Origin of the sequence: Siphonobacter sp. BAB-5385 (assembly GCF_002261125.1) — a bacterium.
Classification (GTDB): Bacteria; Bacteroidota; Bacteroidia; order Cytophagales; family Spirosomataceae; genus Siphonobacter.
In genome coordinates this window covers 21,663-42,164 of record NZ_NMPS01000145.1, presented here as the reverse complement: position 1 = coordinate 42,164, position 20,502 = coordinate 21,663, and the positions used below count along the sequence as shown (strand labels likewise).

Sequence of the window (20,502 nt, the reverse complement as noted above, 5' to 3'; positions counted from 1 at the left end):
GTCGTAGGCCATTTCGGGCAGGGAATCCATAATTCTATATTCTTCCAGTGCTGCTAAGCGAGCGGATTCATTACTTGGGATTGCCGGTTGGATCATAGCGGATAATTAGGTAAATGATCTCTTAAAAATAAAAAGCAAAATATCCCAAAAAGTTCTTATTTTATTTTGATTCGACCTAAAATATTTATGATTAAAAGGACTGATAAAATCCTGTTTGACGCTTTCAGCTGCGAGAAAATTAAATAACGGTTCAATCGGTACGTTCATTTTTTCGGTAACTGACGTAATGGTTTCCTTCATCAACGAATAGCCCCAACGGAGTAAGAAACCATTACGTCTTAGGCTCAAGCATGTTATTTCCCAGACCTTGTCTTGGTATACATGCCCACTTCCTGTCCATCATCGCGGATCAGGCGAATAGAGAGGTTTTTCGCATCGGCATTAAGCTGGATTAGGGTACGGTTGCCGTCTTTTGGACCGCCGCCAATCACTACCGGATACGAATGCTGACCTTTCACGGGTAAATGCACTCCGTACGTATGCGTATGCCCACTGATGGTGACATCGATTTTGTACCGATCAAACAAAGGTGAAAACAATTGTTTGACGTGTGTGGCCCCGTGCCAGTCGCCCGAGTACTGTGGCGGAATATGCATCAGTACGACCCGAAAAGCCGCTTTTTTGAATGCAGAACCCTGCATCACCCGCTTGAGCCAGCGAGCCTGTTCCTGCCGGTACGCATCAAAATCGACCAGGCCGGCGTATACAGGTTCCGCATCGGGTTTGTCTTCCCCCGTATCTAGGGCGATGAAATGTACTGGTCCCCAGGTCCAGTCGAAGTACGGCTTCCCCTCGGGATTTCGGAAGTAGTCGAACCACTCGCGGCGGAATTTGCCCCGTGTTTCGTGATTTCCCCGCACGTAGTAAAAAGGCGTCTGACTGGCGAATTGCTCCGTGGCGGGTTTCAGCAAGTGATCAATGAGTTGATGCTCATCTGTTTGGTAATCAAAAATATCACCGTTCAAAAACACAAAATCACGGCCTGGGTGCGTATCGAGCTTTAGTAACTGGGCAAAAGACTCGGGCCGGTCGTGAATGTCATTCAAAATCAGAGCCCGTGCCCGCGTAGGTTGTTGAGCTGGCGTTGTAAATTGGTACAGTTTGCTCTGAACCGTGTCCCCGTAGGTTAATTTGTAGGGTTTGAATTCCGTAATCTCGCGGGAAAAGACCCGGTAATAGTAGGTAGTACCAGCTTGTAAATCCTGAAGCGTAATCTGGTTAATTCGGTTGTACGAATCTACCAGCCCGTTCGTAACGCGATGAGCTTTCTGCCCTAATTGTTCGGTGGTACCAAACTCCACCCAGCTGTACGACGGTCGTTCGCAAATCCATTGGATGGTCATGGCGTCTGGTTTTGGATCCTGTAAATACGGCTCACAAGCCAAGCGGGGAGCATCCGTAGCTTTAGTAGCGGTGATAGAGCTTGTAACCCCCAGGGCCAATGCCTGCTGAAGAAATTTCCGGCGGGAATCGATAGAACGTTTCATAGGTTTCGAGATAAAAACAGGTGTTTAAGCCTTTGGGACTCAAACACCTGTTGTGAATGTACTCATTTTTGAAGAATCGCTAAAGGCCGTCCTGCCAGCCGGGATTCTGCGTTAAGTTTTTATTGAGCAGTCGTTCCTGAATGGGGATGGGATAGAGGTAATCCCGGTTTTCGTTAAACGATTTGGTCTGGTTGGAATTAATCAGCACCAGTCCCCCATTCTTGCCCCCTTCCAGCACCACTTCCGAACCCAGTTTCAGGTACTGCGGTCCCTTTTCCGTGGGTTTGGTTCCTTCGTAAATGACCACGTCGGTCGTACCGTTATTATCCAGATCATACTTACCCAGGCCCGGAAAATACATGCCCTTGAACTGATCAGCTACCAGATGACCTTCTTTCCAACGCATCAAATCGTTCCAGCGGTAGGATTCCATCACTAACTCGATCCGGCGTTCCCGGCGAATTTCCAGAAGTACCCCACGGTTCGCTCCGCTTACATGCGTGTACTGAGCCGCCAGGTAAGGATCTACATCGGCGTTGGCGTTGGCCAGTTCCAGGGCGGGCATGGCGACGCGTTTGCGAATGAGCTGAATCGATTTATCCAGATCACTTTGCGTCAAGGTACCCAGTTCCGCTTTGGCTTCGGCGTAATTGAGCAGCACTTCGGCGTAGCGGAACACGGGCATATCATTGAGCGACTTGTTGTACGAATCCTCGGTTTCGGCCGTCACAAATTTGGTCAGTTGATAGCCCGTTACGGTCGCTCCAAAGTCCGGTACGAGCTTGTTCGTATTGCCGATCCGGGTATAACCGGGCGTGCGGATGGTTTGTGCCAGACGGGGGTCGCGGTTCTGCACCTCTTCGTAAAATGTCAGGGTGTTGTAATTGGGTTTATCGGTAAACCGGCTGCCATCTTTCATCAGGTAACTGTTCACGAGCCGTTTTTCCAGACCGGGTTTTCCGTACGAAGCCGTAATGGTGTAGTAGTTGACATTGTGAAAAACCTGCAAATCACTGCTGAACTTCCGAGCCAGAATCACTTCCTCGGGACTGGCTTTCAGCGAAGCAAACAAATCACGATACGCCAGGTCCGGGCTGGTCGAATAAATCTGATAGCCGCTTTTGGTCATCAGTCTTCGGAAGCCGTTACGGCTTCGTTCAGAAATTTGTCGGCATTGGGCAGGTTGAATTCCGTATGGTATTTCCGGAAGGTTCCTTCAAACAGACAAATCCGGGATTTTAGGGCCAAAGCCGTCCATTTGGTAACCTCCTCCGTGGATTTGGTTGTAGCCAGTCGGGCCACGGCCTCGTTGATGTCCGCCAGTACTGAATCCATGACCACCGTCCGGGGATCGCGGGCCTGCGTCAGATACGCTTCGTCGGTCGTATTAATGACCTTGTTGTACCAGGGCACATCGCCAAAACGCACTACTTTATTGAAGTAAAACCAGGCCCGGAAAAACTTGGCCAGCCCTACGTACTTGTTGGTCGTTGCCGAACTCAGTCCCTGACGGTTATAATTTCCCAGGAAGTAATTAATCTTCCGGAGTTCGCCCCAGTCCCAGCCCCCACCGGAAGTTGGCACCGTGCGGCGACCCGTTACGGCATCGGGTAACGTGGTTTTGACGATGTTGTCAATGTCTTCGTTATAGATGTCTTCCGCCGAGGGAATTACGTTGTAGAACGAATTGGTATACAGTCGTAAATCGCTTTCGCTGGTAAAAAACTGCTCAGGAGCGATCTCCGACAGCGGTTCGCGGTCCAGAAAACCTTTACAGCCCGCCAGTCCCATCAGAACCAGAGCGAATACAGGAATAAGCCTTTTCATGAATAGAGCCAATTAAAAAGAGATGTCCAAACCGAATGAATACACTTTGCTGAAGGGATACACGCGACCGTTGGTCTCAGCAGCCGCCATCTCCGGATCGATGTAGGAAGTCTTCAGTTTGGTCAGGGTAACCATATTTTCACCGCTCACGTAAATGCGGCAACGGGCCATTTTGATGCGTTGCAGCAGCGTGGAGGGCAGGGAGTAACCCAGCGTCAGGTTCTTGAGGCGTACGTAGGCCAGGTTTTGCAGGTAGCGGTTGTTCACGGCTTGCAAATCGCCCCCGCCGTTCAGGGCGGTGTAGCCCCGCAGGACGGGCAGATAAGCGTTCGTGTTTTCAGGCGTCCAGATCTGCGATTCGAAATCTTTGGGAATGAACGAATAGTACGGCCGCGAATACGGTCCCCAGAATTTATCCGCGTTACTGCCCGGATACCAGTTCTGACGACCAATGCCCTGGAAAAAAGCGGACAGGTCGAAATTACCCCAGTTCGCTCCCAGATTTACACCGAACGAATACCGGGGAAGTGAGTTGCCGATGCGTTGGAGGTCGCCGTGGTTGGCTACGGTATTCTCCCCAACGTTGATCTTGCCATCGCCGTTGATGTCCACGTATCGTAAGTCACCGGCCCGCAGCTTACCCCACTCGCCGGGAGCACTTGAAATTTGCTTGTGTACCACCGAATTGCTCAACGGAATGGCAGCCTGCCAGGCGGCAGCTTCTTCATCACTCCCAAACATACCGTCGATGGTATAACCCCAGATTTCACCCAATTGCTGGCCTACGTAATTGCTATTCAGTAATTGAGTGGGGTTATCGAAACGGGTGATTGCAGCCTTGTAATCCGACAGGACTACGCCCACGTTGTAGGAAAACGGCTTTCCACCGACAGTAAAGCGGTCTTTCCAGTTTACCGACAGCTCAAAACCTTTGGTTAATAAATCGGCGGCGTTTTCGCGGGGCTCGGTGGCTCCGAATACGGTGGGCAACGTCCGCCCCTTGGTCAGCATTCGGGTAGTAGCCCGGCGGTACCAGTCGTAGGAAACGTTCAGCTTGTTGCGAAGCAGAGCTACGTCCACGCCGACGTCGGCGGAAGTGGCTTTCTCCCAGGTCAGGCTTGAGGATATGGGTGCCGGAACCGACAGGAATTCCAATTTCTGTCCGTTCATCAGGTAAGACGAGGTACCCCGACTCATCGTCGAAAGATAGGCGTAGTTCGCCACCTGCTGATTGCCTAGTGATCCATACGACGCTCTGATTTTAAATTCATTGGCGAAGGACTTAATCGGCTCGAAGAAGCTTTCCTCACTCACCCGCCATCCCGCCGAAACGGAAGGAAAAAAGCCAAAGCGATCACTGGGCCGGAATCGGGACGTACCATCGTAGCGACCGTTCAGTTCAAGCAGATACTTGCCGCGATAGTCGTAGTTGATCCGTGCAAAATATCCCAGTAAGGCCCATTCGGTTTGCCCACCGTTGATTTCCTGAGCCCCTGAACCAAGGTTCACGTCGTTGAGATCTTGAGACAAAAGGTCTTTCCGGTTGCCCGACAGACTTTTCTGCTGGTATAGTTCCTGGTTGTACCCTACCATGGCCTTGAAGGCGTGGTCGCCAAAGGTGTTGTCGTAGGTAGCATACGCATTCACGACGTGGTACTGCGACAGGTTGGACGTTTCCGACAACTGATCGTAGCCCACCGTACTCATCACACCTGGAAAAATGGACCATGGAGCGGGCGTACGTCGCAGGAAGGTATTGCCACTTTCCCAGGCACTTCGGTTCACGTTGAAAACCCCGTTGGAAAGCGTATAACTGTAGGAACCCACAGCCGTAATGTGTTTGGCCAGTTGCAAAGTACCGCCGATGGTCTGCGTCAGTTCAAAGCGTTTTTCACCACCCTTGGATTTGCCGTGTAACAGATCGGCGTAGATACCGTCACCAATGGTATAGTTGTTGAGTTCGGTCCGATACGTAGCCGTACCGTCGGGATTCACCGGTACGTACGAGGGCAGGGCGTGTACCGTTACGGATACAAAGTTGTTGTTTACGCCCCAGCCCGGATAGCTGTAATCATTGGCGTTAAACTGCGTATTGGTATTAAGCGTAAACCAGTCGGTAACTTTTGTGTTGAGTTTGGCCCGGAAGTTGTAGGCATTATAGATATCCTGATTCACCCGCATCACGCCCCGTTTCTGATAATACCGACCCGACACCAGATAATCCGTTTTATCATTGCCTCCGCTAAAACTCAGGTTGTGCTCCATCGAAGGGGACCAGTCGCGAAACATGGTTCGCCACCAGTCCGTATTGCCGTAGTAGATGTACATATCCTTGCCGTTGCGGTTGTCAACGACTACGGAAGGCAATGAATGATCCGTCTGGCGTTTGCGAAGTTCTTCGTAATCTTCGTCCGTATACCCTGTATAGGATTTACCCGTCGCCCGAATAAACGCATCGTCGTTAAGCTTGGCCGAAGTGTAGCCATCCGTAATGAAATCCGTGCGAACCGTGGGCGTAGAAAAACCGAAATTGGTACCGTAATTCACGGACATCCGGCCGCCTTTGGCTTTTTTCGTTGTAACGAGTACGACACCAAAGGCTCCGCGAGCCCCGTAGATCGACGCCGAAGCCGCATCTTTCAGTACCGAAATACTCTCGACATCGCGGGGATTGATCGAGTTGAGCGAACCCGGTACGCCGTCAATCAGAATCAGCGGCGAGCCCGTACTACTGTTGATGGAAGCGTAACCGCGAATATTGATGGTACCAGCCGAACCGGGCCGTCCGTCACCGAACGTCACGTTCATCCCCGGTAAAGCTCCCTGTAAACCCTGACTGATGTTGGCAATCGGGCGGCTTTCCAGCGTCTCGGCCCCTACCTGCGATACGGCTCCGGTGAGATTCGCTTTTTTCTGCGTACCATACCCTACGACGACCAGCTCCTGCATATTTTTCGGATCCACCTGCAAGGCCAGATCAAGGGTACTCTGTTTACCTACGGTCACTTCCTGCGGGAGGTAGCCCACGTAACTAAACACCAGTACAGCGTTTCCATCCGTCACGGTAAGCTGATACCGTCCGGCGGCATCGGTGATAGTACCGCGAACGGTATTTTTTCGCGTACGCTCACTCCGGCCATGGCTTCACCTTTTTCGTCGGTCACCTTACCGGAAATCGTCTGCATCCGCGTAGGTCGGGCCCAAGGGTCTCGACCTACCAGTAGCAAGACAGCTAGAGCCAGACAACGGAGCACCCATCCGTACCTTCGGCTTGGTAAAATTGGTTTCATAAGGAGGAAAGATTTTAGAGCAGAAAACGAACCCGCTTGATTTGAGGCTGCAAAAAAAGAACAGTACAGGAGCCGAACCGATAGCGATCAGGTTATGGATTTTTTAAATTCCGTGACCCGTTTTTTACATTAAAATCATCCGGAAGATGAGTTGATTATCTGTTCCTACAGCGAAGAAAAGTCAATGTCAGGGCTCTCAGGCAGTGGGTCGAAAAAAGTGTTCGTATCTTCGCTTAATCTTGGCGTGAATTCGCCCGTGAAGGATAGTCTGGCCACCCCACTATGTTACCAAATTCTTATGAACTGCCGGAAGCTGGCAAGCCGCCGTATCGCCTGCCGGGCGTAAGCATTGCCACGCTGACGGAAACCTTTCTTTCCCACCATACCCTGGAGCTACTGCCTACGAACCAGCGTGACTATACGCCCGTTCAGCCGCGGGAGATTTCGGTTAATTCAGGAACCTTTACTTCGGCTTCCCGGCTGACGTATTTCCCCCAGGTGAGCGTTGAGCAGACGGACCAGGATTTAATCCTGAGTTGTGCCTGCCAGTTGCCCACGACTTCGTTGTGTCCGCACCAGACGCACGTGTTGCTGAACCTCATGCAGCGACCGGAACTACGGATTTTCTTCGACCGTCAGATGCGGTACGAGCGTTTTTACCGAACGGCTCAGGAGTACGGTCTGGAGAAAGAAACAAATCTGGATGAGTACTTCGACCTCGAATACCAGGATTATTCGGTACGGGTAAAACCTAAACTAAAGGAGCTGGTATCGATTGAGGAGGCGACCCAGCAGTACGAAAAACTGGGAGCGGAATGGACGCCTCCCCTACCCAAGCCCGATATACAGAAACGGTTTATCGTGTTTCGGCGGCATCGTTTTTACGAACATTTTTTCATTGAATACTACGAAGCAGCCACGACGAAAGAGGGAAAAATCAAGAATCCCCTGCGGACGATCAATCCCATGGATTTTGTCTGGCAAACCGACGATACTGACCTGCTGAAATTCTATACGGCTCTGACCCGCTTTCAGAATCCGCACCGAACCAAAAACGCACTGGCTGATTTGGGAGCATTAAAAGCACTGGTCCAGAATCCGCTGGAGCTGGATGTGTATTATCACCCTTCCCAATCCTCGGAAAAAATCATTGCTCAGGGGCTGACGCCCGTACGCATCCAGCGGTCGGCCCTGCAATTACACCTGACGGTACACCAGCGGGAGTCGTTCTATCAGGTATTGGGTCAACTGCTGGTAAACGACCAGCCGTATGAGTTACCCACGGTTACGATTGCGTACGATTATTTTTTTCTGCTGGATCAGACCTTACACCTCATCGATTCACCGGATTTACTGCGGGTGCTCAATTTCCTGAAACTGAATCAGTACCGGCTGTTACTCCACGAATCCAAGTTCGAGGAATTCCGTCAGCAGGTGCTGGTTCGGCTGGAAAACCACATTCGGGTGACGTATACGTACCTCAAACCCGCTACGCCCGAACAGATTGAGGAAAGTGGTTTCGACCAGCCCCGCCAGTGGATGCTCTACCTTTCGGAAAAGGATTCCTTTATTTCCCTGACGCCCGTCCTGAAATACGGTCCCGTGGAAGTACCCGTGCTTTCCAGGCGGCAAATTTATTCACTCGATCCGCTGGGGGCTCCCTTTACGCTCGAACGGGACGACGCCGAAGAACTCGACTTTATCAGTTTGCTACTCCAGCAACATCCGGATTTTTACGAGCAATTGCCCAAAGAGGGTGAGTTGCCCCGCGACTATTTTTTCCTGCATAAAAGTCGCTTTCTCGAAGAAGACTGGTTTCTCTCGGCATTTGAAGCCTGGCAGAGTCGGGGTATTACCATTCTGGGTTTTAATGAGCTCGGGAATAACCGTCTGAATGGCAATAAAGCCAAAATTTCGGTACACGTCAGCAGTGGTCTCAACTGGTTTGAAACCTCGATTCAGGTCTCTTTTGGAGCCCAAAAAGTTTCGTTGAAACACCTGCACAAATCGGTTAAAAACAAAAGCCGCTACGTGACCCTGGGCGATGGCACGGTAGGTATTTTGCCCACCGAATGGCTGGAAAAGTTTGATCGCTATTTTCAGGCAGCAGATCTGATCGAAGACCGCCTGCGTACACCCGCGATTCAATTGCCCAGCATCCGGGAATTGTACGAGGAAGAACTACTGAGCGAATCGGTACGACAGCAGTGGGCCCGGTACGCCGCTAAAGTGGCTAATTTTGACGCCATTGAAGCAGTACCCGTGCCCGAAGGCTTGCAAACCAACCTGCGTAACTACCAGAAACAGGGCTTATACTGGCTCAACTTTCTGGATGAATTTGGCTTTGGCGGCTGTCTGGCCGACGATATGGGGCTGGGAAAAACCATCCAGATCATTGCTTTTATTCTGTCCCAACGTGCGAAAGTTCAGCGAAATACGAATCTCATCGTCGTACCCACCTCACTGCTATTTAACTGGCAGGCCGAAGTAGCCAAATTCGCTCCTTCCATTCGGGTGCTTACGTTGCACGGCTCGGGTCGGGTAAGTGATCCGCAAACGTTCGATGCGTATGAAATCATCCTCACTTCGTACGGAACCCTGATTTCGGATATTCATCAATTAAAAAGCTACGCCTTCAATTACGTATTTCTGGACGAATCACAAGCCATCAAAAATCCGGAATCACAGCGGTATCAGGCCGTATGCCTGCTGCAATCCCGGAATCGGATCGTGCTGACGGGTACGCCGCTGGAAAACAATACCTTTGATCTGTATGGACAGCTTTCGTTCGCGTGTCCGGGATTGCTGGGTTCCAAACAGTCCTTCAAGACTTACTATTCCACGCCCATCGACCGTTTTCAGGATCGGCAGCGGGCTCAGGAACTTCAGAAAAAAGTAAGTCCGTTTATTTTGCGACGTACCAAAGCTCAGGTGGCGTCCGAGCTACCCGACAAAACCGAAATGGTATTGTACTGCGAGATGGGCACCGAGCAACGTCGGGTCTACCACGCCTACGAACAGGAGTTTCGCAACTTCCTGACGACCAGAAAAGAAGGCGATATTCCGCGGGAGTCGCTGCACATTTTACAGGGACTCACCAAGCTTCGGCAGTTGTGCAACTCCCCCGCCCTGCTCAACGACGAGACTTTTTACAGTGGGGCTTCGGCGAAAATTGAGGTGTTGCTGGAAGAAATTGAAACCCGGGCTCCTCAGCACAAGATTCTGGTATTCTCGCAGTTTGTCGGTATGCTCGATCTCATTAAAAGCGAACTGGAGTTTCGCGGCATTGCTTTCGAATACCTTACCGGCCAAACGAAAAACCGGGCGGCCCGCGTACAGCGTTTTCAGACCGATGCCAGTGTGCGGGTCTTTCTCATCAGCTTGAAGGCTGGTGGTACGGGACTCAATCTGACCGAAGCCGATTACGTCTATCTGGTCGATCCCTGGTGGAATCCGGCCGTGGAAAATCAGGCCATTGACCGGAGCTACCGCCTCGGCCAAACGAAAAAGGTGGTAGCCGTTCGGCTAATTTGTCCGCATACCATCGAGGAAAAAATGCAGCAATTGCAGGAGTCCAAACAGGAACTGGCCAGTGACCTGATTCGTACGGATCAGTCATTGCTCAAGTCACTTACCCGCCAGGATTTGCTCAGCTTACTCAGTTCCAATTAAAGATATTCATATACTGAAGTCCGTTGCGAAGTACATACGCTTTTCAACGGACTTTCCCGTTCACTATCAAAATTTCGCAGTTCACTGCTAATATTCATTAGTTCAGTTACTTATCTTGCCAAATCTTCCGTTCACCAACCTATCTTCGGAAGTCTTTTCAACCTGCCTTCTGCCAAAGGCCCATCTGCTCACTTTCAAATCTCTTCTTCATGAAGCGTAGCCTTTCCCTCCTTTCGTCTGCTCTTTTGGTAGGGCTGTTTAGCTGTACCGATCACGAAGTACCCAATCCCGGCGAAGTTAGTCGCCAAACCGTCGCTGAAAATCTGAAAAGTCCCATTGGCCTGGCCTTCAACGCTCAGGATCAGATTTTCGTAACGGAAGCCGGTACGGGTAATCAGGATGCCCGGGTTTCCATGGTTATGAATGGTCAAACCATGCCCGTAGTTACGGGGATGCAATCGATAGCTGCTGAAGGTACCATCGAAGGTATTGGTCACCTGTACTTCCACGGCGATTCCCTGTACATTCTCCACGGCATCGAAGGGATGATTTACAGCGTAAAGGCTTCTTCACTGAATCCGAACCAGCCTTTGGCGGCCAGCTCCATTACCCGCCAGTTTGTGCGGCCCTTTGTGGATAGTCTCAAGCTGGTGACGCCGTTGAATTCCAATGTGTACAACCTGACGGCCGGACCCAACGGAGATCTGTACATCACCGATGCGGGTACAAACATTGTACTGAAACGCGAAAAAGGTACGGGTAAACTCAGTCTGTTTGCCAAAATTCCGAAAGTTACGGCCACGGCCGAAGCCGTACCCACGGGCATCGTATTTGATGGACAAAAATTCCTGGTAACTGCGTTGAGTGGTGGCCCTTTCATTGACGGTACATCGAAAATCTTCCAGATCGATCTGGCGGGCAACGTAAGCGACTACAAAACCGGCTTCACTACCCTGACTGACATTACGCTTTCGGGAGCCAATAAACCCGTGGTTGTTCAACTGGCAAGATTTGCTTTTGCTCCTACCCCCGGTTTTGTACCCAATTCCGGGAACCTGCTAAATGAAGAAGGTAAAGCCGTTGCAACGGGCTTTTCGATGCCAACCGACATTGAAAACAAAGGCACGAATAAATACTACGTGCTGAATCACGGCTCGGGTAAGCTGGAAATGGTTAGCTGGTAAGTAAAGCCTTTTAGAATATTGTTTGACAAGCCGAAGGTGGATCCCTTTCGGCTTGTTGCTTTTTAGAGGTGAGGCTAACGCTCTGTTGTCGCGTTACCCCCGCAATTGTTAAGGTTGGGTTGAAATCCAACCTTAACAATTGGGTCAAGTCTACGGCTCCGTTAGGTTATGAGTAGTTGCGATAGGCTTTCTGAATTCGTTGACAATCCGTCGTTGACGTATCCATGCTGATTAGACCAAGGGCGTTTTCAGCGAAGATGCCCGAATCAGGCAGGTTTTTAACTCATTGACTTGCAGTGGTTTCGATAGGTAATCGTTCATGCCCGCCTGTAAGCAGGTATCCCGGTCACCGGGCAAAGCATTGGCCGTCATGGCAATGATGATGGGCTGGAGCCAGGGTCTGGAGCGGATCACTCGGGTAGCCTCCAGCCCGTCCATTTCCGGCATCTGTACATCCATCAGGATGACGTCAAAACTCGATTTTTCCAGAATGTCCAACACTTCCCGGCCGTTACCCGCCAGAGTAATTTCGTAGCCAAGCTTATTGAGCGTACGCAGCACTACTTTCTGGTTGAAGAGGTTATCCTCAGCGACCAGAATACGCAGGGGGTATTCGGCGGCAAATAGCTGGTCGAGCAAGTGCGGCGTAGCTTCCGACGGGGCCGGCGGCGGGGTCAATCGCTTGAGTTGTTGCTGAATGGCCTGGTACAACTGATTTTGTTTGACGGGCTTGGTCAGGATCGTTTCGAACAGATCGGCATACGTATGGCGGGTTTCGTCGCCTACTGAACTCAACAAAATAATGGGCAGGCCCGGATGTAGTGGTTTGATGACCCGGGCCAGCTCCACCCCATTGCAATCGGGCATGTGCATATCCGTAATTACCAGCTCAAACGGGCCTTCCTGCCGCAAGGCCTCCAGACCTTTGGCCGCCGAGCTGGCCAGTACAGGAATGAGCCGCCATTGTTCCAGTTGAGATTTTAGAATGAGGAGATTCGTTTGATTATCATCTACGATCAGTATTTTCTTGTCTTCGTAATCGTTCGTATTCAGCACTACGTACTGGCGGCGGGAAGTGGTGCTAACTTCCGTACGAATGCTAAAGGTAAACGTTGTGCCCTGACCCTGGGTACTGCTTACGCTGATCTCCCCGCCCATGAGCTCTACCAACCGTTTACTGATGGCGAGCCCGAGACCCGTCCCCCCGTACTTACGCGTGGTGGAGGAGTCAACCTGCGAAAAGGATTTGAACAGCCGTGACATTTTGTCGGCCGGAATGCCAATCCCCGTATCCACTACCTTAAACTGAAGCAACAGCGTATCCGGTTCAGAGGCAGGCAGACGCATGACGCGGACAAAAATTTCTCCGGCCGGTGTAAACTTGATGGCATTGCTCACCAGATTGGTCAATACCTGACGCAGCCGCAGGCTATCGCTTTTGATGAAAGGCGGTACATCATAATCCATCTGATAAATCAAATCCAGACCGATAGCGGAGGCTTTGTTGGCGAAAATGTCCAGCGTTTCTTCGATACACTGGCGTAGGTCTACCTCCTGGTGTTCAATTTCCAGACTGCCGGATTCAATCTTCGAAAAGTCCAGAATATCGTTAATGACGCCCAGCAGATTATGACCACACTGCCGAATGGTTTCGGCGTATTCCTGCTGTTCAGTGGTCAGTGGAGTCTCCTGCAACAACGTCGTCATGCCCAGTACTCCATTGAGTGGGGTACGGATTTCGTGACTCATGGTAGCCAGAAATATACTTTTCGCCTGGTTGGCTTTTTCTGCCTGCTGACGGGCTTCGGCTTCCTGTTCCTTCTGCTCGCGTAGTTCTTCGTTGACTACCTGCAAATCAGTAGCCAGACTCTGGAGTTCTTCTTTCTGCACCATCACTTCCGCATTAACCTGCCGCAGGGCCTGGGTTTGTTCGAGCACTTGGCCTTCCAGTTTCTTCCGCTGGGCCTGCATGCGTTGGGTTCGCCATAGGTAGATACCGTATAAGACTACGATCAACAGCAAAACGACCAGCACCCGAAACCACCAGGTCTGGTAATACGCGGGCATGACAATCACCTCAATACTCGCTCCTTTCTGATTCCAGAGGCCGTGGTTATTCGCAGCTTTTACGTGAAAAGTATACGTTCCCGGATCCAGATTGGTATACGTAGCCGTATGGTTATTACCCACATAGTTCCAGTCTGAGTCGTACCCTTTCAACTGATAGGCATACTGGTTTTTATGCGAAGAGGTATAGTTAATCGCTACGAAATCAAAGGAAAAGGTGGATTGCTCAGGAGATAATCGGATTTCTTTCGCCTCCGTAATCGCCGTCGTCAGAGGCGAATCCTTGTCTCCTACGTCAACGGGTCTGTTAAATAAAGAAAAGCCCGTAATATACACCTGCGGTACAAACCGGTTGACGATGATATGGCTGGGATTGAAGGTTACAAAGCCTTTATTACTACCGAAATACAGCGTACCATTGCGGGTACGAACGTGGGCATTCTGTACAAAATTATTACTCAGCAAGCCATCGGCTTTGGTAAACTGCTGGGTAGTGCGTTCTTCAGGATTAAACTTAACCAGTCCCTGCAAGGTACCCAACCACAAATTCCCCTGCGTATCTTCTTCAATGGACTGAATCCCTTCCAGAGCCGGTAGCGGAACCGTGATAAAGGTCTGGGATTTAGGATCGTACTGACTTAGTTTTTTCTGTCCCAGCCAGACGCGGTTTTTCCGATCCACGTACAAAGCCTTGATATAGTGATTATTCTGACTGTTTTCACTACGCTGGTATTGAACGAAACGCGAAAGCTTCCGGGTTGAAAGATGATAGCGACTCAGCCCGTCCTGCGTTGTTCCAATCCAGAGATTTCCTGATTGATCCTCAGTAATGTCGGTAATGTTTTCGCCATAAAATTTGTGCTGATACGCGTCGGTTGACAAGCGGGAAAACTGGCGGGTTTTGGGGTCCATGCGGTTGAGTCCACCGAAAAAAGTACCTACCCACAAGGTTCCCTCGTGGTCTTCAAAAAGTTTCCAGATGTGATCCGAACTCAGGGAATTGGGATTGTTAGCATCGTACAGGTACCGCTTGAACTGGCCCGTGGAGCGGTCCAGCAGGTTAAGTCCGTTCCAGGTTCCGACCCATAGGTTGCCCTGGCGGTCTTCCAAAATGCTGAGTACTGAATTGCCACTCAGACTGGTTGCATCCTGATCACTATGCCGGTAATGCGTAAAGGTTCGGGTTTTCGGATCGAAACGATTCAGGCCCCCCTCCCCATCGAGTCCCAGCCAAATAATTCCTTCATGGTCTTCACAAAAAGCTTTTACTTCATTGTGACTCAGACTATTGCGTGAAGATGTCTGGTAATAAAAATCGAAGAGGCTGGCGTTCAGGTTAAACAGGTTTACACCGGCCCGTTGCACGCCCGCCCAGATGTTATCGGTGCGATCCTTCAGTAAACTGGTAACCGTATTGTTGGAAATACTCAGGGGATTGGTATAGTCGAACTGATACCTGCTGAATGTTTCCGTTTGCGGATTGAACAGATTCAAACCGCCGTTTTCCGTCCCTATCCATATCTTACTGGGCGTATCAACGATGATACTCATGAGCATGTCGGACGCAATGCTGCGGGGATTGCCCACCTGATACCGGTAGACCCGCAACTGTTTCAGACTCGGATTGATGACGTTCAGCCCCCCGCCGTAGGTACCCACGTACAGATTTCCTTTTGCGTCTTCGGACATGCACCGGACATACTCATGACTCAGGGGCTGGTCGAAACCCATTTCTGCCGGAGTAGAATAAAATTGCTGCTTTTTCCGGTCGAACAGGTTGAGGCCTTTCTGGGTACCCACCCAGAAGCTGCCCCGGCTGTCTTCCAACAGACACGTTACCTTATCGTGCGTGAGCGTATGCGACTTGAAAGCATCATGACGGTAGTTTTTAAACGTTTGCGTCTCCGCATCAAAACGATTCAGGCCACCGCCGTAGGTACCCACCCAAAGCGTGTGTTGACGATCTTCGTAGATGCACATGATTTCATTACTGCTCAGCGAAGTCGCATCCCCCGGTCGGTGGGTGTACCGAACAAAGGTGTTATGCTGACGGTCGTAACGATTCAGGCCATCCGGCGTACCTATCCACAATTGATGCCGATGATCTTCATAGACGCACCGGACATTGTTACCACTCAAACTATGCGGATCCTGCGGTTCATTCCGGTAGGTAGTCATGTGCTGCCCGTCGTATTTGTTCAGGCCATCGTACGTACCCAGCCACACAAAACCCTGACTATCCTGTACGATACATTGCACGTTGCTTTCCGACAGTCCCTGATCGGTGGTCAGGTGGGAAAAACGGATTGGAATCTCTTGCGACAGGGCAACGGTACCTGTCAGCAAAAGCAGGAGTACACTCCAGAAAGCTTTCATAAAAAGGTAAGACGCAGGGCGAGTATCAGGCCAATTTACCCTAAATTTTTAACATTGAATGCATTCCCACGCTTAAAACTTCTATTTCGCATTAGTTCCCTCTAATTTCCTCAAAATAAGGTAAAAACGATCCGCTTTCGTAGTTTTGAAATGGCATCTATGACCAACAGAACGGGAGCTGCGTCCCGAATCACGAACGATACGGAAAACTTTCCGGTTATAGGCCTAACTCCCTACTTTGACCCTTATTGATAACTATCGTGCAACGCTCTATTCCCTATTCCGAACGTTTTTCCGCGAACCGTATGATCCTGGAACCAACTTACCAGGCAGCCCGACTAGTGGCGGCAACGATAGAAACGCATTTTGCCCAGCAACTCACTTCCACCTGTAAAGCCAAGTGTCAGCCACTGGCTCCCAACCCGCCGGCTCGCGTCATTGAAGCGATGATCGACGCGGCGTTCTGGGCCAGCTTACGGCACGAAGAAGGGTATTCACCGAAAATTTCACTGGCCTATATTTCGATTGATCAGGCGGATCAGCCGCTGGTATTCGAGCATCGTTTGCCGTTGACGCCAGCGGTACTAACCAAACTGGCCCCGGCCGTCGAACGACCCGGTATTCACCTGGGCATTGGCTACGAAAACGATGAGCTGTTTGTCTGGGGAACTACCCGGGAGATTCCGGGAAACTGTTTTGTACTGGAAGTGATTGAACCAGGTCTGCTGGTGGTAAAACACCGCCGCCTGGCCGGATACGGAAAGTTTGTGAACGTAGCCATTCTGAAAGGCGATCAGGTGAAAATTGTAGATAACAGTCTTACCGATCTTCCCGACTACCTGGCGTCCCTGACCTGTATGCCGGGTTTTCAGACTTCGCAGAGTAAAAATGTACTCGTGCAGCTGGCCGTTTCGATGCGGGCCCACGGACGGGGTGGTTCGTTACTGGTAGTACCCTCAAGTTCAGAAGCCTGGCGGGAATCCATCATACAGCCCATGACCTATCCCATTGTTCCGCCGCATTCGCAACTGGCGGATTTAATGCAACATAACCTGTACGAAACAACCCAGTACAGCTGGCAGAAATCCCTGGATTTGTCCATCGAAAGTATGGCCGGACTTACGGCAGTGGACGGTGCTACCATCATCAACGATCAGTACGAACTACTGGGTTTTGGAGCGAAGATTGGCCGCTCGGATACGAGTGCCCGCGTCGAACAGATTCTTGTATCCGAACCCATCGTCGATCAGACCAGTACGGTTGTGCATTCCACGCAAACGGGCGGTACACGGCATTTGTCGGCGGCCCAGTTTGTCTACGATCAACGCGATGCTGTCGCTCTGGTGGCCTCGCAGGATGGTCGCTTTACGGTATTTGTCTGGTCGCCAGCGGAAGAAATGGTACACGCTCACCGGATTGACTCGCTTTTACTCTAGTCTGTTCATACCGACATTGAGAAGGGGATGGATGTTGAACATCCATCCCCTTCTTTTCTGGAAAGTACATACGTGGCTTGTACCACTTGCTTCACCTGAGACTGGTTCTAATTTTCGATCCGAACGTTTGCCAGCGGAGCTTCCCACTTGGCACGTTCGATGGCCTGATCCCGGCTGGCCGCAGATGCGTACTTTCGAGCACTACGGGCAATGAGTTTTTGATTGGCCGATTTTAGCCAGAACGTATATTCATGGATTCGATTGATCCGTTCATAACGACTTTCCAGCGGGGCGTAAATGCGTATGGGTTCAACGTCATGCCAGCAGGTTTCAAAATCCTCGTAGACTTCGCTCATGAGCAGTGCTTCCCCCTGGCTTGATTCAAGCGTAAACTGATACCCTTCGCCCCTGGCAGCCCGGTGAATGATGAATACAGCCATACAGAAGGTTTAGTAGCGTTGACGTTTTTCATGTATCACCGTCAGGGGCAGAAGGATAACACGTATCCGTAAAAAAAACTCTATTTTTTTAATTACCTGCCTAATTCATTCGTTATTATTAAGCTTTTATAATAAATTTTTCTTTGTTCTAAAGATCCTGATTGCTGATAATCTTGCTTTTTAACGATTTCAATCTTTTCCATTACTACGCAGAATTTCAGCTTTTAGAAAAATATTTTTTTGTAACTGATAACCTTTCGACTCATCCGCAGATGTATGGATAAAGGTTCGGTTGTATTTTACGACCTTCTGTCAGCGAACAAAAACTGACTCACTTTAGGATGAATACGTAGTAGCCCTATGCCTCCAATTAACCCCGTACCGGATTCGTCAAAAAGTAATGAAGAAAAGCGTATTGAAGCTCTGCAGGCCAACGACGATATAGCCTGGCGTGATCTGTACCTGGAAGTCTCACGGATTTTCATTCCGTATGCGTTACAGCGAAGCTCCATTTCGGAAGACGATGCCTATGATCTCTTTCAGGAGTCCATGATCGAATGTTCGCTGAAAATCAGAGGCGGTCACTTTCAGTTTCAGGGTAAGCCCGTCACGGCCTATGCCTTTGCGATCTGTCGGTATCGCTGGATTAATTTTGTAAAAAGACAGAAACCGACCGACTCCTATCAGGAATGGTCCCTGGAGGACGATAACCCCTTTCTGGACGATGACACTGAATCAACCGCTTCGGCCATGGCCGACTGGGCCGATAGCAGCCTGTGGGGAGATGAAACCGTAGAAGCCGACTTGCAGGCACTGCAACGGGCAAAAGACGAACTCTCCGACGCCTGCCGAACCCTAATTGAGTGCTTTTACGTCGAAGAAAAATCACTGGCTGAATGCGGTGCCCGCCTGGGCATTCAGGAAGGTTCAGCCAAAGTAAAACGATTCCGCTGTACGCAGCGATTCCGGGAACTCTACCTCACGTACCGTAAAAAAGAATAAGTCATGTCTTTATCCGAAGAATCCATTAGCCAGGTTGGAGCTTACGTAAACAACCAGATGAATACGCAGGAGCGACTGGAATTTGAACGTCTGCTCGAGCAAAACCCCGAGCTGCAACAGGAGTTACACATTCAGCGTGAACTGAAACAGGGCCTTGTGTGGCTGAAAGAAAAAGAACGTTTCCAACAGATTCATCAGGAATTACGAGCTCAGGGCGTGTTACCCCAGGCTCCGAAGTCTGAAGCCCGAAAGGTTGATTTTACCCCCCGTCCGGAAGCAGGCCTCAAGCGTTGGTACGGTTGGGCAGCAGCGGCTTCGCTGGTACTCCTGCTCGGTTTAGGCTGGCTTTGGTTGCGTCCGGTTGATACGGGAGCCCAGTTGGCTGATCAGTACATCCATACCCCCAAGTCCGCTCCCTCACGCATCGACGAAAACGAAGACCGGCTCGGAGCACCGCTCCCCACTACCCAGGTACAGCAGGATTCCATGCAGTTGCAACAGGCTGTAACCCTGCTGCAATCGGGTCAGGTAGATGCCGCCATTTCCCAGCTCAAACCCCTCACGCAGCACATCACGAATCACTGGAACGCCAGTGCCCAGTGGTATCTGGCTTTGGCTTATCTGAAAAATCAGCAGTCGCAGCAGGCTCGGGTATTGGTTGACTCCATTGCCGAGACGACCGGCCATCCCTACCAGCGGGAAGCTCAGCAGCTGGCCGAACAATTTGCTCATCAAACTGCCCGCTAGTGAATCCACGCCTCTGGTTTGCCCTGCTTTTTTTCGGTGGTCTGGCTTTAAAAGGTCTGGCCCAGCCCTTACCCAAAACCGGACTGGTTTTTGACGACGAGGCCTACGAGCAATTACCCTACGAGCTGGTGTTGACGAAAGCTCCCCTTCCGGCTCGCGTCAGTTACGAAGCCTACTGCCCTTCCATTCAGGCTCAGGGGCCGTATAGTACCTGCGTAGGCTTTGCCTGTGGCTATTACCTGCAAACGATTCTGGAGGCTAAAGCTCGCGGACTGAACAAACGGGCTATGATTGATCAGCTCGCCTTTTCGCCGAGTTATCTGTACGAAAAGGCAAAGGTCCAGCAGGATTATAGCTGTACGGAAGGCGTTTCGCTGGTGAAAGTACTGCAAATCATGCAGGAAGTGGGGAACACACCCATGCGAAGCTTCCCCTACCCCGCCTGCGGACAAAAAACGGCCCGAGCCGATCAGCTGGCCGCCCGGTTCCGCATTAAAGGCTTTGAGCGAATTTTCAAGTTACAGGACCCCGATGCGGTCAAAATACGTTCGCTGAAAAAATCCCTCGCCGAAGGCAAACCAACTGTTGTTGGGATGGTGATTCCGGCTTCGTTTTACTACACCAAGAAAGTGTGGCAGGCGGCTCCGGGTGACAATCCCCAAAATCCGGATTTGAAAGGTCACGCCCTCTGCGTTATTGGCTACGACGACGACCTTCACGGCGGAGCCTTCCGCGTTATCAACAGTTTTGGTAACGACTGGGCCGATCATGGTTTCTGCTGGGTAACCTACCGCGACCTGGCCCGCTTTGTGAAGTATGGGTTTGTGGCGAACTAAAACGCCCTGACTTTACGTCTTTCCACCGACAGGTCTGTATCGCTGACTCAGGATTCCAATCTTTCCTTAACCAACCAG

The 20,502-nt window shown here is 50.7% G+C and carries 13 protein-coding genes; 6 read left to right on the top strand and 7 right to left on the bottom strand.

All coding sequences use genetic code 11. From position 1 onward, the window contains the following. Positions 1-353 precede the first annotated feature (353 nt). The 5 genes from BWI93_RS13780 to BWI93_RS27455 all read right to left on the bottom strand — a co-directional run bounded on the left by BWI93_RS13780 (position 354) and on the right by BWI93_RS27455 (position 6,664). The gene (locus tag BWI93_RS13780) at positions 354-1,547 is read right to left on the bottom strand and encodes an FN3 domain-containing metallophosphoesterase family protein (protein WP_094812240.1); all 1,194 of its coding nucleotides are present in this window, start codon (positions 1,545-1,547) and stop codon (positions 354-356) included. A 79-nt stretch (positions 1,548-1,626) separates the two neighbouring features. Beyond that, a complete protein-coding gene (locus BWI93_RS28830) occupies positions 1,627-2,676 on the bottom strand; it encodes a RagB/SusD family nutrient uptake outer membrane protein (RefSeq protein ID WP_255157863.1) in 1,050 nt (349 codons plus the stop codon). Further along, positions 2,676-3,374 (bottom strand): RagB/SusD family nutrient uptake outer membrane protein, encoded by a 699-nt coding sequence (locus BWI93_RS28825; protein WP_255157862.1) that lies wholly within the window; start codon positions 3,372-3,374, stop codon positions 2,676-2,678. The genes BWI93_RS28830 and BWI93_RS28825 overlap by 1 nt, the downstream gene beginning before the upstream one ends. A 12-nt stretch (positions 3,375-3,386) precedes the next feature. Then, positions 3,387-6,437 carry a TonB-dependent receptor gene (locus BWI93_RS13770; protein WP_255157861.1) on the bottom strand — a complete coding sequence of 1,017 codons (3,051 nt, stop codon included), beginning with the start codon at positions 6,435-6,437 and terminating at the stop codon, positions 3,387-3,389. Beyond that, on the bottom strand, positions 6,434-6,664 hold the full coding sequence (locus BWI93_RS27455; RefSeq protein ID WP_141217460.1) for a hypothetical protein: 231 nt from the start codon (positions 6,662-6,664) through the stop codon (positions 6,434-6,436). Before BWI93_RS27455 ends, BWI93_RS13770 begins: the two co-directional genes overlap by 4 nt. A gap of 282 nt (positions 6,665-6,946) precedes the next feature. On the opposite strand from BWI93_RS27455, the gene BWI93_RS13765 reads away from it, so the two are divergent. Continuing rightward, complete coding sequence (locus BWI93_RS13765) at positions 6,947-10,336, top strand: DEAD/DEAH box helicase (protein WP_094812236.1); 3,390 nt, start codon at positions 6,947-6,949, stop codon at positions 10,334-10,336. A 209-nt stretch (positions 10,337-10,545) separates the two neighbouring features. Further along, positions 10,546-11,520, top strand: a complete 975-nt coding sequence (locus BWI93_RS13760) for a ScyD/ScyE family protein (RefSeq protein WP_094812234.1) — start codon at positions 10,546-10,548, stop codon at positions 11,518-11,520. Positions 11,521-11,751: 231 nt separating this feature from the next. On the opposite strand, the gene BWI93_RS13755 is transcribed toward BWI93_RS13760, so the two are convergent. After that, complete coding sequence (locus BWI93_RS13755) at positions 11,752-15,963, bottom strand: hybrid sensor histidine kinase/response regulator (protein ID WP_094812232.1); 4,212 nt, start codon at positions 15,961-15,963, stop codon at positions 11,752-11,754. A 305-nt stretch (positions 15,964-16,268) separates the two neighbouring features. On the opposite strand from BWI93_RS13755, the gene BWI93_RS13750 reads away from it, so the two are divergent. Continuing rightward, positions 16,269-17,399 (top strand): putative sensor domain DACNV-containing protein, encoded by a 1,131-nt coding sequence (locus BWI93_RS13750; protein ID WP_094812230.1) that lies wholly within the window; start codon positions 16,269-16,271, stop codon positions 17,397-17,399. A gap of 107 nt (positions 17,400-17,506) precedes the next feature. Here the strand turns inward: BWI93_RS13750 and BWI93_RS13745 are convergent, their stop codons facing one another. Then, a complete protein-coding gene (locus BWI93_RS13745; RefSeq protein ID WP_094812228.1) occupies positions 17,507-17,839 on the bottom strand; it encodes a DUF1508 domain-containing protein in 333 nt (110 codons plus the stop codon). 360 nt (positions 17,840-18,199) lie between these two features. Between BWI93_RS13745 and BWI93_RS13740 the strand changes: the two genes are divergently transcribed. Genes BWI93_RS13740 through BWI93_RS13730 form a run of 3 tightly spaced genes read left to right on the top strand, consistent with a single transcriptional unit; the run spans position 18,200 to position 20,424 of the window. Then, positions 18,200-18,841 carry an RNA polymerase sigma factor gene (locus BWI93_RS13740; RefSeq protein ID WP_094812226.1) on the top strand — a complete coding sequence of 214 codons (642 nt, stop codon included), beginning with the start codon at positions 18,200-18,202 and terminating at the stop codon, positions 18,839-18,841. 3 nt (positions 18,842-18,844) lie between these two features. Further along, positions 18,845-19,588 carry a tetratricopeptide repeat protein gene (locus BWI93_RS13735; protein ID WP_094812224.1) on the top strand — a complete coding sequence of 248 codons (744 nt, stop codon included), beginning with the start codon at positions 18,845-18,847 and terminating at the stop codon, positions 19,586-19,588. Then, on the top strand, positions 19,588-20,424 hold the full coding sequence (locus tag BWI93_RS13730) for a C1 family peptidase (protein WP_094812222.1): 837 nt from the start codon (positions 19,588-19,590) through the stop codon (positions 20,422-20,424). The genes BWI93_RS13735 and BWI93_RS13730 overlap by 1 nt, the downstream gene beginning before the upstream one ends. Positions 20,425-20,502: the final 78 nt, after the last annotated feature.